Source organism: Mycoplasmopsis columbina (assembly GCF_900660685.1).
GTDB lineage: Bacteria > Bacillota_I > Bacilli_A > Mycoplasmatales > Metamycoplasmataceae > Mycoplasmopsis > Mycoplasmopsis columbina.
This window is the reverse complement of record NZ_LR215041.1, coordinates 195090-212422: the sequence shown is the minus strand read 5'-3', so window position 1 is coordinate 212422 and position 17333 is coordinate 195090. Positions and strand designations below refer to the sequence as shown.

Here is a 17333-nt window from a genome sequence, read left to right as displayed (position 1 = left end):
ATTAAATAAAAAACACTCTTTTTTTTAGAGTGTTTCATTAATTATTTGTAATTTGAATATTTTTCAAGTAATGTTAGTAATTTAACTACATTAGCATCATTTCCGCCACTTTTTGGACGATATTCTTTTGCAATTTGATTATTTTCAACACTATATTTAATTTTTGGATTTCTTAAAGCTTCTGCATAAAGTGTTGTGTTGTCTGCGTTTACTTCAGCGCCCGCAAATAAAAGTGTTGGTTTGAAAGTTCAATCGTTTACAAAAATATCTTTAGTATATGGCTTGAATTGTTCAATGGTTAAACCAGCAAAATTTTCTTGATCTTTTAAGTTGTTGTAAAGTTCATAAAATTTCATGATGTCATAAAATTCTCATTGCTCTTGTTCATTTTGAAGTTCGAGAAAATGAACTAATTTTTTTTCAATTCTACTATAAGCAAGTCCAATTTGTACATTCTTAATATCATTAAAATAAAGTAAATAAGCAATTAATTTAGCAACTTCTTGAGGTTGTGCACCATATTCGTTAATTCATCTTCTTTTTAGTCTTTTAAGTGTATTAACATTTTCTCTTGCAAATGGATTGCCTTTTGCTTCTTCTCTTTCTCAATATTTAATTCCATCATATTTTTCATTTTCTGGATTGTTGAAGAAAGTTGTTGGGTTTTCAATAAATTCATTATATTTTTCACTATCAGTTGGAATTTTTTCAGTGAATAAATGAGCTGTTTGTGTGCTTGAATTTTTAAAATCTACACTTGCTTGTTGAAGCAAGAAAATTGATGGCATTGCTATTTGAATTCCACTTTCTTGATTTAAGTTGACTTTAAGACCATGCCCCATCATTTCATTAAATAAATTAAGAAATTTTGTCTTTATGTCTAATGTTTGTGCATCTTTGGCAAAAATTTTATTAAATCTACTTAAGAAAACTAGTGGAATTCTATCATAGGTTCTATAGAAGTTGTTAATCCCGTTGAATTTTAAAATTTTGTTTTCTGTTGTGAAAATTTTGTTGTAGTTTTCCAAAACAAAGTAATTTAAAGGTGAATTAATAAAATGGTGTGCTAGAACATCAAGTGCTTCTTCTGGCAAGGTTAAACCTTTTATAGTATTATCATTTAAAGATTTACTTTGTCAGTTTAATGAAAAGAAATTTTGATCATATCTTAAGTATTGTGACTTATTTAGAATAACATCTGAAAGATTTTTTTGACCTTCTAAGGCATCTTTATTAATTTGTTCATATGGAGTTGTTTTACGTATTTCAATATTTACAGCTAAATCAGCAATCTTACTTAATTCAGGATTAATGGTTACAAAACATGCACTTGTAGCAATAGGAGCAAGTGAAGTTGCACTCAATGCGAAAGTTCAGAGAAGTTTTTTAAGATTTTTTTTCACAAATCCTCCTATAAAATGGCGTTATATGATCAACTTTTAATACCTGCATATGTAATATATGTAGAAATAAAGAAGATGACAATTGAAAGTGCTAAAAATCCTATAGCAAATGATTGTTCTGTTTTAGCCTGTAAAATTAACGAATCATCAATAATTGCATAATCACTAATTGACAAAATGTAGTTAGTATTGACAATTACAGCAATAGTAATTCCAAAAACAATTAAAGAAGCAATTAATAAAAAGGCTCAAACAATAGTTTTAACTTTGACATTAACTTTTTTCATATCTAACCTTTAATTGTGCTTCCTTGTCTTGAAATAGCACTCATGATTCTTTTTCTAAATAATAAGTAGAAAACAAACATTGGAAGAATTGCTAGAATGCTTCCTGCCATTTTAATATTTTGTAAGGTAATAATGTTTGTTGGATCTGTTTTATCTTGTCCAATTTCAAACAATCAAACTGAAAGTACTTTTATATTACCGTTAGCCACTAATGAAGGTCATAAGTATGAATTTCATGAACTAAGTGCTGTAAGAATAATAACAGTTAAAGTAGTTGGTGTAACCATTGGTGCAGCAATTTTAAAGAAGTATTTTACTCCTACCGCGCCATCTACTGTTGCCACTTCTTTAATTCTTGAAGGAATACTTTCAAAAGCAGTTCTGAACATTAAAGCACTAAATACAGAAGCAACAAATGGAACTGCTAAAACCACTGTAAGTCCAAAAAAGTTATCATTAACTTGATATGCGTTATGTCATTCAGCAATAATTCTATATTGCCCTGAAAGTAGAGCAACTTCTGGCAAGACTAAAAGTGCAATAAGTACTGATCAAAGAAATTCTTTACCTTTTCATTTTTTAATTGAGAATGCATAACCACCTAACATAGTTATAAGTGTTTTTGCAAAAATAGAGAAAAGCACGTTAAGAAAAGTTATTCCAAATGATGTGAAATATGAAGAAGAATCACTACCATTTCAAGCTTTAACAAAGTTAGATCAATCTCATTGTTTTGGAAAAATAGTTGGATCTACTTTAAGAGCTTCAGCTTGTTCTCTTGGAAAAACAGCTAACATTAACATGAAGAAGAATGGGAAGAGAATAATTAGCCCAAAGAAGCATAAAATAAGTAATTTAAGGACAAATGAAACAGAAGAAGCAAAGAAATCACTTTCTTTTACTTGTTCAGCAGTCTTATCTCTGTTTCTTTTGAGTTTGATATTCAATCATCACTTGTGAATTTTTAATTTTGTTTCAAACATTATGTTCTCCTTTATTAATTGTTACTTCTAAGGCCACTCTAAATCCTCCTCTAATAATTGAAGAATAGAAGACTCCTATTCCAAATAAACAAAGTGCTGCGGCTGAACCATAAGCTAAATTTCCAGATTTAACAAATCTATAAACATAGACCATTAATGATGAACCACCATTAGCAATGGCTTTGGTTGGATTGTTATCAAAAATAGCGTTAGGAAAAACTTTAATACCATTAATAATTCCTAATGTGATCAAGAAACTTGTTGTTGATTTAATTGATGGTAATGTGATAGTGAAAAATTGTTTTACTTTACCAATTCCATCAATTGAAGCAGAACGATATTGATTTTTATCCACTGATAGCATCGCAGTAGTAAAAATTAAAATATTGAAAGCTAATTGACCTCAAATTCCTTGTGAAATAATTGCAACCATCGCCTTAAATGAAAACTGATCTTGACTTTCTAATCAAGGAATTTTTCCAAGTCCAAAAGCACTATTAATTAGTCCTGTTGGTTGAAAAAGTTGTAAAAATGTAAGAGAAATTGCAACAGCATTAGTTACATAAGGAAGGAAGAAAATAGTTTGTCAAAATCCTTTGGCTGTTTTCGCATATAAATTTGCAATTGTAGAACTAATTAAAAGTGAAATTGCAATAGAGAAAGGCAAAACAATTAATCCATAAATAAGGGAGTTACGAAAACCAACAGCAAATGCAGGATCTTGAAGAACTGCATTAAAATTTTCGAAAGTAAATTGTGAATGTGCAACACCATTAATAATTACTTCTTTAGTGAAAGCAAACTTAATGTTAAAGATTAATGGTGCAATAGTAAAAGTGATAATAATAAATATCATCGGAAGCAAAATTGCTAAAGGTTTGTAAGAAGCAGTTTCTTTTTCAACAATTGATTCAGAAAGTGAACCTGCCTTTGTTTTGATTTGTTGATTAGCACTAAAACGAGATAGTTTAGGAATTTTAATTGATAATCAAGCTCAGAACTTACTACTTAACTTCATATTCCACTCTCTTTTCAGTTAAGTTGTCAAAAATATGCAATCTGTCTTTTGGCAAATCAAATTTTACTAAATCACCTATTTTGTAGGTGTATCTGTTATCAACTAGGAAGTTAGCATGATCTTTATTATCTAATTCAACAATGATTTTGCTTTCTTTACCAAAGTGTTCAACAGCAACAACTTTTGCAGAAAATCTACCAGTGTTTTCGTGATTAATTATGAAATCTTCTGCTCTAACTCCTACACTATATGATGCTTCATCAACGTTAGGAATATGAACTCCTTTGATTTCATTACCAAAAACTGTTAAAGTATTATTTTCATAAGTAGCAGGCAACATTGCCATTTCAGGCATACCTAAGAAACGTGCAACAAATTTATTTTTTGGTTTTGAATAAAGTTCCATTGGTGAACCAATTTGTTGTACTTTAGCAGTTGACATACATACAACAATATCACTAATTGACATCGCTTCTTCTTGATCGTGGGTAACAAAAACTGTGGTAATTCCTAATTTTTGCTGAATGTCTCTAATTCATTGACGAGTAGAAATACGTAATTTAGCATCTAAGTTTGAAAGAGGTTCATCCATTAAAAGAATTTGTGGTTTTTTTACAATTGCCCGAGCAATAGCAACACGTTGTTGTTGACCTCCAGAAAGTCTAGTAGGTTTTTTTTGTAAAATTGGTAGAATTTCAACTCTTTTAGCCACTTCAAGAACTTCTTCGTGAATAGCTTTTCTAATTGAAATAATGTTTTTATATAACTCTTTAATTTTGTCTCTATCTTCTAAACTTAATGGAGCATTTTTAAGTTTTTCATCTTGCATTCTTACTTCTTTAAGTTTGTATTGAATAGCGATTTCGTTATATAAGTTTCTAAACTTATTTAAAGCTAATCTAGGTAAAACTCAGTTATTTCTTTCCAATCTTTTTTGTGTTGGATCATTATGTTTTTTATAGTTAGCTTTTTCTTCTTTGTAAGTTTTTTTTCTTTGGGCAATTAATTCTTTATAGTAATTAACAATTTTTTGTTGATTATGATTGAATTTATAAAAGATTAAATCTTTCATTAATTTAGTTTCAATATCTAAATGTTGTTTTTGTGCTACTAAATTAAATTCTTTACGATTTTCGCTGTTTAATTGTGAAATTCGATCTTGGGTAGTTAAAATGTAATTTTGTGCTTCATCAATTGATTTAGGATTTTTACGTTTTAAATCTTCTTCATTTCATTTAGCAGCAACTGATTGATTAAAATCTTTGCCTGGGTACATGTGCCCAGTTCTTTTTTCAAGTTTCATTTCCCCGATAATGTATTTTTTAGCTTCTTTATAGCTTTTTTCTAAGCTAGAATAAGCATCTAGAGAAATTTTTGAAGTTTTATTTAATTCAGCTATGTAGTGAACTTTTGACATTTTGTATTCAGTTAAAGCTTTTTCATAATTTGAACGATTTTCAACTAATCTATTTGAAAATTCAACTGAAGTTTCTCTGTTGATTTTTCTATAAATTCTTCAGAGTTGTCTCATTTCTTCAATTTTTTCTTCACTTAAACCTAAAGCTTTTAAATAAATAAAGTCAATTTCATAATTTGCTGTCATTCTCTTTAAAATAACTTTATTTTTTCATTCAGCATCATTTTTAAGTGGGAAGGCTATATTTGCATAAACACTCATGTGTGGATAAAGAGCATAGTTTTGGAAAACAAAACCAAGTTTTCTTTTTTGCGGTGGTAATTTAGTAACGTCTTTACCTCTAAAATAAACATTTCCACTAGTAACAGTTAATAAACCGGAAATAGCGTTTAAAGTAGTTGTTTTTCCTGATCCTGATGGGCCTAAAAGAGTAACTAATGAACCTTCTGGAATTTTAAAACTAGCATCATCTACAGCTAATGTTTCACCAAAATCGATGAAAACATTTTTTAGTTCAATGGCTGGTAAATTGTTTAATGATGAACGATCTTTAATTTTTGATGCAATTCTTTCAAATTCTGCATGATCCTCAGAAGTAAAACCATCAGTTTGTTTTAATTTTAATTTTTGAATTGAATTAGTAATTATTTTTTTCATTATGTCCTTTTAAAAATCGGGTTCAATGTTTAATCTATTATAAATATTGTCTTCTACTAAATTGGTTAGAATTCTTCAACCTGAAGAAGGTTTAATTAAATAAATTGCAGATTGTACCGCTGCTGCATCATTAAAGTTGACGAAGAAACCTCTACGGTGTTTCATAGCGGAATTAAAACCATTAGCAATTGGTACATCAATGTAGTAATCAAGTGAATTGTGATTATCTTTTGCTTCACTAATATTTCCACTATTAAGCAATGGTAATGTGAATCCATGATTAACAATTTCAGTAGCATATGAGTGTTTATAACCATCACCAAAGAAGAAATCACCAGTGTATCTTGAAAAAGTATCTTTATCTCCAGTTAAAAAGATTCTAATGTTAGTGCCTGGAGCAAAATTAGTTGTTCCAAAAGAAGAAGATAATTCTGCATATTGATGTTCAAATGGTTGTGATTCAGTTTCCCCAACATTTTTCTCTGGAGTATCTATACCTAAAATTCTTAATTTTAAATCTTCTTCTTTTTCATAAAGATCTTTTAATTGATCATAATCTCTATGTTTTGTACTTGGTTCTTTAGTAATTCTAAAAGTGATTGTATCACCATCTGCTCATGAAACAATTTTGGCATCTACTCAAAGTTGTGGAATTTGATCCCAATCAATGTTGATTGTTTTAAGAATTGAATTATTAATTTGCGTTGAAATGTTTTCTGGTAAAGTGAAATTTATTTCTACAGGTTTAGTTTGACTTCATGTGGTACGATCAATAAAGATTCATTTTCCATTATCCAATTTTCAAACTTTATAGATAAATACTCTTTCATCTTTAAAAACATGATTTGCGGCAGTGGTTCTTTTATTAGGATCTGGCTTAGTACTTAAATTAGCAGAATCTAATACTGCTATGTAATGTTCATCGTTAATAGAAAATTTTAAATTTGGATCTTTAATATTTTCTATATTGAATGAGTAATCACTTAAAAGATTGTATTTAGTAGGATCTTTTGATTCAAGAACTGGCTTATGTTCATCTAAGTAAGATCTAATTCTTGCCTTTTCATCTGATTTTGCTATGTGGATTTTTAATTTATTTTGATTTTCTTCATTAAAAGGTACATCGGTTGGATCGGGTGTTGGTGCAGGTTTTTCTTTATCATTTTGTACACATGAAGCAGCAAACATTAATGGTGTTAATGCTGCTGGAGAAAGTGAAAGTCAAAACAATTTAAATTTTTTCATTTTTGTCCTTTTGGTCTATTTTATAGCTCTATAAAGATAATAAACGCGATAATACAAAGTATTATCGTGTTTATTATTTTTTCAATTTATTAATTATCTTGGAATAAGGTTGCTTCGTTTGATAGTAATTTATCTGTAATGATAATTTTACGGTAATCACCCTCAATTGATCCATTTGCTGAGTTAGCAACTAATGTATAAAGACCTCTTCAAGCTTCACCTAATGCTTTTCTAAATCTATCTGATCTAGTGTCAGGAATTTCTGAATATGTTTCATAATTATCTGAATCATTAAGAACTTTTTTGAAGTTTGTATATGCAACTTTAAGGAATTTGTTTGTTACACCTGAATCATCGAATGTTGCAAGAGTTTGATCTGGATAAATGTAAGAACCACCACTAGCTAATTTATGAGCATCGTTTAATAAGTATTTAACAAATAATTTGGTTGCTTTATCACGACCTTCATTTGTTCTAATACCAATTAATGATGGTCCTTGAAGATAAACAACGTGTTTTTGATCACTTTCTTCAAATTTTGAAGGAGCACCAAAAGCAAATAATTCGTTTAATTGAAGAGTACTTGTGCTGGTTGCTTTTATAAGATTGTAAGATGTATCGCCTGTCATTTGTTGAATGAAAATTTGATATTCTTTGTCACCTTTAACAGCAATACCTGCATCTTTAAGTTTAGTAGGATTTTGAGTTGCGTATTCAGTTAAAGCAGTTAATTTTGCACCATATTCAGATTTATATTTATCGCCTACTGGAATAATAAAGATATATCTTGGAGTTTCTTTGTTTTCTGTTTTATCTAGAGTACTAATTGCAGCAGTAAATTTTGCTTTATTTTCTTCATCTTTAATGTAGTAGCTATAGGTTGTATCTTTAGCTTTTTCAATTTCTTCTTTTGAATCTCAAATTGCATTTACGTGATTACCGATTCTAATTGAAATTTTGTGATCATTTCCTTGTCATACTTCAGTAAAATCACCTGATGCTTTTGAGTATTCAGTAGTTTTTGAATCTTTTGTTAAAACTAAAATATCATTTTTGCTAAGATCTTTATCATCTACATAGTTATGTCTGTAACCAGCTGTTGAACCAATACCTAAAGCATATTTGTGGTTTCTTCCCTCAGTTGAAGTATAAACTCCATCTCCTTGAAGTACGATTGAACCATTCGCCATTGCTCTTTTAAGTAAATTAAATAATTGTTCTAATTTTCTTGACACTGGTGAGTCAGTTGAAATTGCAGGTTTATAATCAGCTTCACGAGTAGTAAATCCTTCTTTTTTAGTAACAACTTTACTTACGGTAAACATTTCTGAAGGATCGGCATTAATTGCTGAGTAAATTACAGTACCAATAAAACCTTGAATATCATCAATACCTAAGATGTGAAGTCCTGAATTTCTTGTTGCATTTTTAAATAATCCTTGTGCTTTTTCGGCAAATTCAATAAGTTTAGTTGCGGTATCAAAAGTATCATCATTAACTACATAATTTTCGCCTAATATGCCTTTAATGGTTTCAGAATCTTTTGCTTCACCTCATTTTTTAACAATTTCACTTTTGTCATTTGCTCCAGCAGTTTTAATTTCACTGTATTTTGACAAGTTAATAGTTGCACCATTTGTTTCCATTGTTTCTAAAATGTATGAAAGTAATGGTGAATTTACTGCTGTTACAATTGTACTTTTGAAAGCAGGAATAACTCATGTACCTTTGTTAATAATGTTAGATGTTAAGTTATTGTCTAACTTAAATGAATCACTGAAGCTATCTAAAGTTGTTGCTAAATTAGGATCTTCATCATTAAAGTTTAATAACATTCCATTTTCTGCTAAAACAGCAGCAACTGTTGGGTAGTTAAACACTAGGTTGTACATATCTTGAGTGTTTTTACCTTGAATAAATTGTTGAATTTGTTCAGCAGCAGCATTGTAACCACCTGAACCAGCACCTTTTAAAACAACTTTTTTGTAGTCTTTTAAGAAGGCTTCAATTTTTGCTTTTTCAGCTGTTTCTTCTTCTGTTAAAGTTTCTTTTGTTTTTAATGTTTCTAATTTTGCTTTATAATCTTCTGCTTGTTTATTGAAAGCATTAATAGCAGTATCTAAAGTTTTGTATTGATCTCCACTTTTTGAGAATGAAACACCAACTTTAACTTCATCATCAGCCTTTTCTTCAAAAGCTAAAGCTCTAGAAGCAAAGGCATTGTTAGCGTATTCTGAATAACCTGGATCTGGTGTTGGATCTGGTGTTGGATCTGGTGTTGGTGTTGGTTTAGGATCTGGTGTTGGTGTTGGTTTAGGATCCGGTGTAGGTGTTGGTTTTTCTTTATCTCCTCCAGTATTACAACTTGCTGCAATAAATGGTGCAGAAAGAACTGCTAAACCACTTAAGGCAATAATAGACTTTTTAATCTTCTTCATTTGAACCTTTCTAAATTTTTAAGAATAACTTAATAATTTGCTTAATATATATTTCTATACTAATTAAATATTTTACTTATTATTAAGTAACCAAATTTTAATTAATATTATTTACATATATAAAAAAATGTCTGCTTTTTATAAAGAAATTTGTGAAAATTTTCACATTTTTTTATTTTTTGAATAATGTTAGGGAGTATTTAGAGTATAAATAGCTTTTATATTAAAATTAGATAATATGAACTTAAAAAGAAGGGATCTAAAAATGAAACAATATAAAAATGTTAGTGATGTTGAAAAACAATATAAATTTGACTTAGAAGATATTTTACAAGGTAAAAAATTTGATTATTGAGTAGAAGAATTTAAAAGACACTTAGAACTAACTTTGAAAAACAAAGATAGTAAATATAACAATCTTAAAAATTATGCTGAATCATTTGAATTAGGAATTAGAACAGGAATCATTAGCAATAAAATATCTAACTACATTAATAACTATACAAATAGAGAATTAAATAATCCACAATACAAAGAACTAGAAAATAAAGTAAATCAACTTGTTGATGATTTTAATAAAAATTTTGGTTCAGAAACTGTTAGATTTTTTAAAAATATCGACAAAGTTAAATCATGACTTGATAGTGATGAATTAAAACCTTATCGTAAATTATTAGAGGAGTTAATTGACGAATATGACCATAAATTAGACGATAACATCGAAGAATACTTAACAAAAACTTCTAAAGCTAATCCTAATTACGAGGGTGTGTTTACTCTTTTAACAGACAGTGAAATTGATTATGGTTTTGTTTTAGATGGCAAGGGTAAAAAACATAAATTAAATCCTGTAACTAGAAGAAAATATTTAAAGAGTGATGATAAAATTTTACGTAAAAACACTGTTTTACAATGAAATAAATCAATTGTAAAACATAAAGAATCCTTAGCTAATTTACTTTTCCAACAATTTAAAACATTAAATGTTGAAGCAAAAGTTAGAAATTATACTTCAGCCGTAAATATGCTAACTTCAAAAGATAAAGTTGATGATGAGTTGTTACAAATTTTATTTTCTAAAGTTCAATCATTAAATAAAACTATTGCAAAATACAGAAATGCCTTTAAAAAATTCTATGAACTTAAATTTAAAGAAAAATATCATCCAAGATATGATAGTTCTAGAGATTTAGTCAAAGTAAAAACTGAATACACCATAGAAGAAATGCAACAAATTGTTTTAGATTCATTAAAACCATTTGGTAATGAATACTATGAGACTGTAAACAAGGCTCTTAAGGAAAATTGAGTAGACTATATGACTATTGAAAATAAAGTGTCAGGAGCATATTCAATTGGTGAAACTTATGGCATTGATAAAAAATATATCTTAATGAATTTTGACGGTCAATTTGAATCAGTTGAAACTTTGGCTCATGAATTAGGCCATTCTCTTCATTCTTATTTTGCAGATAAAAATAATAATTTTTATGATAGTCAATATCCTATTTTCTTAGCAGAAATAGCTTCAATTTTCAATGAGGAAATGTTATATGATCATCTTTTAAAAACTAATAAAAACGATAAATTTAAATTTCAATTAGTCGAAAAAATGATTGATGGATTCATTGGTGTTGTGCAAAGACAAATTATTTGAGCAAACTATGAATATAACTTATATAACGCTATCGATAAATATACTGTAAATGAATCATATGATTCTATTTCAAAGCTTTATTTTGAAAATTTAAAAAAATATACAAATAAAAAACTTAAATATGAATCTAATTTCTTAATTGATTGTGTAAATGTTCCTCATTTTTATTACGGTTTCTACGTTTATAAGTATGCTATAGGTCAATTGGTTTCAAATTATTTCTTCTCTAAATACAAAAAAGAAGGTAAAGAATATTTACAATACTACATTAGTAATTTCTTAAGCAAAGGTGGTTCAGATTATCCTCTTGAAATTCTAAAAAACGTTGGTGTAGATTTAAAAAGTGATGAATTCTACCAAATTGGTTTTAGTTATTTCGAAGAATTAGTTGATGAATATATTAAATTAGGAAATAAAATTTTTAAAAAATAAATAAAAGCGGCTCTTTGTCGCTTTTGTTAATTAATATAAAAGGAGGTAATATGTGAAAAATTATGAAAATGATACCTAGAAAATTAAAAGTTCTTTTTGTTTTAGGTGCATTTTTAATTTTATTAACTGTTGCAATGACAATCTTTTTTCCAAATTTAATTTCACAGTTTATTAAATTAATTTTTATTGAAGATAAAACAACTCCAATTCAAATTGAATTGTTAAATGGAAGAATTTTATTTCCTGCTGCTGCACCGCACATTGTGCAAAATTATCTAATTATTGCTGTTGTTGCAATTACCATATTAAACATATTAATAACCTTTTTGGCAACAATGATAATTATTTACGCTTCAGAAAACACTAGCAAATTTTTAAGAATTAAATTATTTGAAAAAGTTCAAAAATTATCACTTAAAAACATTGCTGACTTAAAAAGTGAATCAATTATTACTCGTTTATCAAATGATGTCGCGGTTTTTTGAGAATTTTTAGTAAATGGATCAACTGTTTTAATTAAAGGTATTTTCATGGCAGTGGGAAGTAGTATCTTGGCCTTTCTTGTTGATGTACCAATGGCAGTTGGTGTTGTTACCATTATTCCTATTTTGCTCTTTTTAGTTATTATTGTTGGATTTATTACTAATCCAAAACTAAAAAAAGTTCAAAAGTCTGTAGAAATATTAACTAAAGATATTGAGGAAAATATTAATGGAATAAGAGTTATTAAAACATACAACTTAGAACAAAAGAAAATTGAGTCATTTACTCGTCATAATAGTAATTGATACAAAATTTCTTACAAAATTGAGCTACTTTTTGCAACCTTACAACCTGTTTTCTTCACATTAATTAATATGCTTATTATTGTTATTTATGGAATTGTTGCTAATAAGACTATAAATCAAGCGGCTACGGATCAAACTCTTATTAATTTAAATATTTTTATAGACTATTTATATAACATTAGTTTCGGAATAATGATGACCGTTATGTTTTTAATGTCAATGTTTAGAGCAAAAGTTTCAGCGGGAAGAATTAATGAAATTTTTGAAACAGTTGTTGAAAATGTAATTAGAAATGAAGGTTTAGTTGTTGATAATAACTATGATTTAAAAGTAAGTAATTTAAACTTTAAATACTATGAAACAGCTCCAAACAATACATTGACAAATATTAATTTCAATTTAAAATTTAAAGAAAGTCTTGGAATTATTGGTCCAACAGGTTCTGGAAAAAGTACTTTAGTTAATTTAATTATGAATAATTATCTTTATAAAGATGGATCTATTACAATTGGTAAAAATGAATTAAATAAACTACAAACAAAAAGCATTCATGATACTGTAGGAATTGTTTATCAAGATGCCTTACTTTACACAGGAACAATTCGTTCAAATTTATTATGAGCAAAACCCGATGCAACGGATAAAGAACTTTACAAAGCTTTAGAAAATGCATGTGCTTTAAGTTTTGTAACTAATTTTGAACAAGGTTTAGATCACCCTGTTGTGCAAGGCGGAAGAAATTTATCAGGTGGACAAAAACAAAGAATTTCAATTGCCCGTGCCTTATTAAGAAATCCTAAAATTTTAATTTTAGATGATTCTACTTCAGCTTTAGACAACATTACCACAAAGAAAGTTATCGATAATGTAAGAAATAACTACCACTGTTCAACTATTTTAATTTCTCAAAAAATTGGTCCACTTAGACACAGTAATAATATTTTAGTGATGCAAAATGGAAGAATTTTAGCACAAGGAACACATAATGAGTTACTTGCAACATGTGATCTCTACCAATCAATTCATAGTAATCAGCTGGATCAATAAAAGAAAGGAGAAAAATGACAAAAAATAAAAAAATTACAACTTTTAGCATTTTAAAAAACTTTTTCTCTTTTCTTGAAAAAAGAGAAAAATGAATGGTTGTTTTAGGAATTACTTTTGCAATTCTTAGTTCTATTTCAATAGTTGTTGCTTCTTTCTTTACCGGAATAGTAATTACTCAAATTTTTGAACCAAGTATTAAAGAAGAAAACCAATTTAACACTCAATATTTTGTAACTCTAACGGTAATCATGAGTTTATTATTCATTCTTTATTCGGTTTTTGGTTATTTACAAAATAGAATTTTTGTTCATATCTCTCTAAAATCAGCAACAAAAATAAGAGGTATGGCTATGAATAAATTGATTTTAATGCCAACTGCTTTTTATGATCGTGAAATGACAGGTGACTTAATTTCTACTTTAGTTAATGATGTGAATAATGTTTCTAACGGGGTTACTAAATTATTAAGTTCGCTTTTTACAAATATTTTTACATTGCTTTTTGGTGTAATTTCAATGATTTTTATTAGTTCTGTTTTAGCAATCATTATAGTAGTTTTAACTTTATTGTTTATGTCTATCACTCTTTGATGACTTAGAAAAGTTCGCCCTGCTATGATTCAAACTCAAAATGCATTTGGTGATTTAAATGGTTATGTTGAAGAAATGTTAAGAAACACCAAAATTACTCAAACATTTGATGCTCAGGAAAAAGCACAAAAAGGTTTTAATGAAATTGCCCAAAGAATCTATAAACATGCATTTATTGGTGATTTTTATCAAAGAATTTTTGAACCATGATTTATTTTTGTTTCTAATACTATAGTAATTGTTGCAATTGTTTTAGCTTTGATTTTTAAAAATAATAATATTTCTACATATGGAATTTTATACAATCAAGCTGATACCGGTTTTACAGTCGCATTAATTACCTCTATTTTCACTTTTACTGGTAATTTTCAAGCTTTAATTACGTTGGTTTTAAACTTACAATTAGGCTTTGCTTCTTCAACACGTGTATTCAGATTGTTGGAATTAAACCCACCAACTGATCCAGTTGATACTGTCAAATTACCAAAAGATGTAGAGGGTATGATACGTTTCGATAAAGTTTGATTTAAGTATAATCCTGATTTAGCTTCATATCAATTACGTGATGCATCGTTTTATGCAAAAGGTGGTCAAACAATTGCTATTGTTGGACCAACAGGAGCAGGAAAAACAACCATTATTAATCTATTAAGTAAATTCTATTACTATCAAAGAGGCTCTATTACTTTAGATGGAATTGAATTAAACAAAATTGATAAACACGATTTACGTGATGTTATGGCCGTTGTTTTACAAGATTCATTTATGTTCAATGACACTGTTCTTAATAATCTTAAAATTGCAAAACCTGATGCAACTTTAGAAGAGGTTAGGGAAGTTGCTAAAATGTTATCAGCAGATGATTTTATCCAAAAAATGAAAAATGGATATGATACTATGATTGAAAATAACGGTCTTAGCCTTTCTCAAGGTGAAAGACAACTTCTTGCTATCGTTCGTGCCATTTTAGGTAATAAAAAAATTCTTATTCTTGATGAAGCAACAAGTAATGTGGATTCAAATACTGAAAAAATTATTCAAAATGCTTTACAAGAAAAGATTATGAAAGGTAAAACTTCCATTGTTATTGCTCACCGTCTAAGTACAATAAAAAATGCCAATTTAATCTTAGTTATCGAAAATGGTCAAATTATTGAAAAGGGCGATCACCAAGAATTAATGGCACTTAAAGGATATTATTGAAACCTTTATGAAACACAATTCAAATAAAAAAACAAGACGTCTCTATTAAATAAGCAAGTCTTGTTTTTTTATGCTTTAGTTAGTAAAAAAGGTAATTTAGTAAAAAGTTTTCTAAGACGAGAATTATAATTATCATAATTTTCAAAACTTTTTAAAAATTTATAATAGTAACTTCTTTTTTCAGCATCTAATTGATATAAGTTCTTTGTTTCATAAACATTTTCAATAAGAAATTCTATTTTTTTCTTTTTTCTAAAAAAATATTTTTGTATTGCAAATAAGTAAAAATAAAGAAAATGGTTAATAAATTCTTTTTCAGATTTATCGATAAAAACATCAAGAATTAATTGTCGAAATTCTTCCTGTGAAAATTTTATGTTTTGTGCAATTTTATAATTTAACTCATTTAATTTTACAGCGTCAAATTCTCATTTAAGAATCAGGATTATTTTTTCTAAATTAAAAAACATTTTTTTAATTTTTCACACTTTTTTATAGTTTTTTAAGAACTTTTGGTCTTTTAAATTGACTTTGCTTTTCTTAATTAAATTGACTGTGATTTTTTTATTTCTCATGTTTTTCTACTTGTCTAGAAAGCATTTCAGTAACAACTAAGTGACTATAAATGTTTTGTAAAATTCCATTAACCATTTTGTAAGAAGAGTCATCAAAAAATAATTTGCAAATTTCAATAGCTTCATTTATTACTATTTTTGGTAACAATTTTGCAAAAAATTCATTAGTTGCATTGAGAAAAATAGCTCTATGTAACGGTGAAAGTCTTTCTCAAGTTCATCCATGAGCAATAAATTTCTCAATTAATTTTTTGTAATAATCATAGTTTTTTGAAATTTTTTCTAATGCTTCAAATTGTTCATTTGATAAATTTCAATCCGCTTCGAAAAATTGATTCACTTGGAATTTTTCATTCATTACTTCAGCTGAATATAGAGCATTAATAATTTCTATTCTTAGTGTTCTTCTTGATTTAGTTTTTATAGTTTGTGACATTTTTTTCCTTGTTTTAGTTAATAAATAAAATTATATAAAAGCTTTGATTTTTTAAAATAAATTACCTATATTTAAGTCAAATAATTAAAAAAGCAAACTTGAAATTTGCTTTTTTAAAAAATTATTTAGCTTCTTTTTGTTTTTGTTGTGATTTAGCAAAACGTTGGTTGAATTTGTCAATCATTCCTGTTGCTTTAGTTTTTGTTTTGTCACCTGTATAAACAACGTGACATCCTGAACAAACATCTACTGAAAATTGTTTTTTAGTTGATTTAAATGAAAATTTTTTACCACATGTTTGGCAAGCAACTTCAACTATGTGATATTCTGGGTGAAGATCTTTTTTCATATTATTCTCCTAATTAATACTACTATTTTGAGTAGAACTCGATGATGTAGTTTTCTTTAATTTCAGCGTGAAGTTCGTTTCTTTCAGGTAATCTATCAAATTTGAAGCTGAATTTTTCTTTGTTTAAAGTCAATCAAGCAGCTGTAGTTCTTGATTCCAATGCTTTAGTAACTTCTGAATTTTTTTGTGATTTAACTTTTAAAGTAATTTCACTTCCTAAATCAATGTGCATTGAAGGAATATCTGCTTTTTTACCATTTACTTCAAAATGACCGTGAGCAACTAATTGTCTTGCTTGACGACGTGTTGAAGCTAAACCAGCACGATAAACTAAATTGTCTAAACGACTTTCTAATAATTGTAATAAGTTTGTACCAGCAATACCTTTAATTTTAATTGCACGTGCATAGTATTTTTTCATTTGTTTTTCGCTAATGCCATAAACAAATTTAACTTTTTGTTTTTCATAAAGGTGAAGACCATAATCAGATAGTTTAACACGTTTGTTTCCGTGTTGACCTGGTGCATATCTTCTTTGTTTACCTTTAGCAAATTCTTTACCAGTTTCTAAAATTGAAAAACCGTAACGACGTGCTTTTTTAAACACTGGACCGTTGTATCTCATGATTTCCTCTTTCTGCATAAAACATAAAAAGGGGCATTCTCTAAATGAGAAATATAATTTTAATGATTTCGGTTTTAGCAGCAAGCCTACTTTCAAATCAAAGGAAATTACATTTTTTTCATTTATGAATGTCTGCTGTAATATGCAATACATATTATATATTTAATATAAAAATAGAAAAAC

General features: G+C 27.8%; 14 protein-coding genes. 3 read left to right on the top strand and 11 right to left on the bottom strand.

Features of this window, described 5'->3' with window-relative positions; translation table 4 throughout:
- Positions 1-41 precede the first annotated feature (41 nt).
- The 7 genes from EXC37_RS01080 to EXC37_RS01050 form a co-directional block, all read right to left on the bottom strand.
- Complete coding sequence (locus tag EXC37_RS01080; protein ID WP_029892086.1) at positions 42-1403, bottom strand: hypothetical protein; 1362 nt, start codon at positions 1401-1403, stop codon at positions 42-44.
- An 8-nt stretch (positions 1404-1411) separates the two neighbouring features.
- Positions 1412-1690 carry a hypothetical protein gene (locus EXC37_RS01075; RefSeq protein ID WP_006608601.1) on the bottom strand — a complete coding sequence of 93 codons (279 nt, stop codon included), beginning with the start codon at positions 1688-1690 and terminating at the stop codon, positions 1412-1414.
- Positions 1691-1692: 2 nt separating this feature from the next.
- Entirely contained in the window at positions 1693-2673 is a 981-nt protein-coding gene (locus tag EXC37_RS01070; protein ID WP_029892087.1) for a carbohydrate ABC transporter permease, read from the bottom strand.
- A complete protein-coding gene (locus EXC37_RS01065) occupies positions 2606-3691 on the bottom strand; it encodes a carbohydrate ABC transporter permease (protein WP_029892088.1) in 1086 nt (361 codons plus the stop codon). Before EXC37_RS01065 ends, EXC37_RS01070 begins: the two co-directional genes overlap by 68 nt.
- Entirely contained in the window at positions 3678-5765 is a 2088-nt protein-coding gene (locus EXC37_RS01060; protein ID WP_029892089.1) for an ABC transporter ATP-binding protein, read from the bottom strand. Before EXC37_RS01060 ends, EXC37_RS01065 begins: the two co-directional genes overlap by 14 nt.
- Positions 5766-5774: 9 nt before the next feature.
- Complete coding sequence (locus tag EXC37_RS01055; protein ID WP_029892090.1) at positions 5775-7010, bottom strand: thermonuclease family protein; 1236 nt, start codon at positions 7008-7010, stop codon at positions 5775-5777.
- An 89-nt stretch (positions 7011-7099) separates the two neighbouring features.
- A complete protein-coding gene (locus tag EXC37_RS01050; RefSeq protein ID WP_029892091.1) occupies positions 7100-9448 on the bottom strand; it encodes a P68 family surface lipoprotein in 2349 nt (782 codons plus the stop codon).
- 265 nt (positions 9449-9713) lie between these two features.
- On the opposite strand from EXC37_RS01050, the gene pepF reads away from it, so the two are divergent.
- Genes pepF through EXC37_RS01035 form a run of 3 tightly spaced genes read left to right on the top strand, consistent with a single transcriptional unit; the run spans position 9714 to position 15192 of the window.
- Positions 9714-11537 carry an oligoendopeptidase F gene (pepF, locus tag EXC37_RS01045; protein ID WP_029892092.1) on the top strand — a complete coding sequence of 608 codons (1824 nt, stop codon included), beginning with the start codon at positions 9714-9716 and terminating at the stop codon, positions 11535-11537.
- Between the two features lie 50 nt (positions 11538-11587).
- Entirely contained in the window at positions 11588-13372 is a 1785-nt protein-coding gene (locus EXC37_RS01040) for an ABC transporter ATP-binding protein (RefSeq protein ID WP_029892093.1), read from the top strand.
- A gap of 14 nt (positions 13373-13386) precedes the next feature.
- The gene (locus EXC37_RS01035; protein ID WP_029892094.1) at positions 13387-15192 is read left to right on the top strand and encodes an ABC transporter ATP-binding protein; all 1806 of its coding nucleotides are present in this window, start codon (positions 13387-13389) and stop codon (positions 15190-15192) included.
- 41 nt (positions 15193-15233) lie between these two features.
- Here the strand turns inward: EXC37_RS01035 and EXC37_RS01030 are convergent, their stop codons facing one another.
- The 4 genes from EXC37_RS01030 to rpsD all read right to left on the bottom strand — a co-directional run bounded on the left by EXC37_RS01030 (position 15234) and on the right by rpsD (position 17150).
- Positions 15234-15740: a hypothetical protein gene (locus tag EXC37_RS01030; RefSeq protein WP_029892095.1), complete on the bottom strand. Its 507-nt coding sequence runs from the start codon at positions 15738-15740 to the stop codon at positions 15234-15236.
- Complete coding sequence (locus EXC37_RS01025) at positions 15730-16176, bottom strand: transcription antitermination protein NusB (RefSeq protein ID WP_006608611.1); 447 nt, start codon at positions 16174-16176, stop codon at positions 15730-15732. The genes EXC37_RS01030 and EXC37_RS01025 overlap by 11 nt, the downstream gene beginning before the upstream one ends.
- A gap of 121 nt (positions 16177-16297) precedes the next feature.
- Positions 16298-16525, bottom strand: a complete 228-nt coding sequence (gene rpmE / locus EXC37_RS01020; protein WP_029892096.1) for a 50S ribosomal protein L31 — start codon at positions 16523-16525, stop codon at positions 16298-16300.
- A gap of 22 nt (positions 16526-16547) precedes the next feature.
- Entirely contained in the window at positions 16548-17150 is a 603-nt protein-coding gene (rpsD, locus tag EXC37_RS01015) for a 30S ribosomal protein S4 (protein ID WP_006608613.1), read from the bottom strand.
- Positions 17151-17333: the final 183 nt, after the last annotated feature.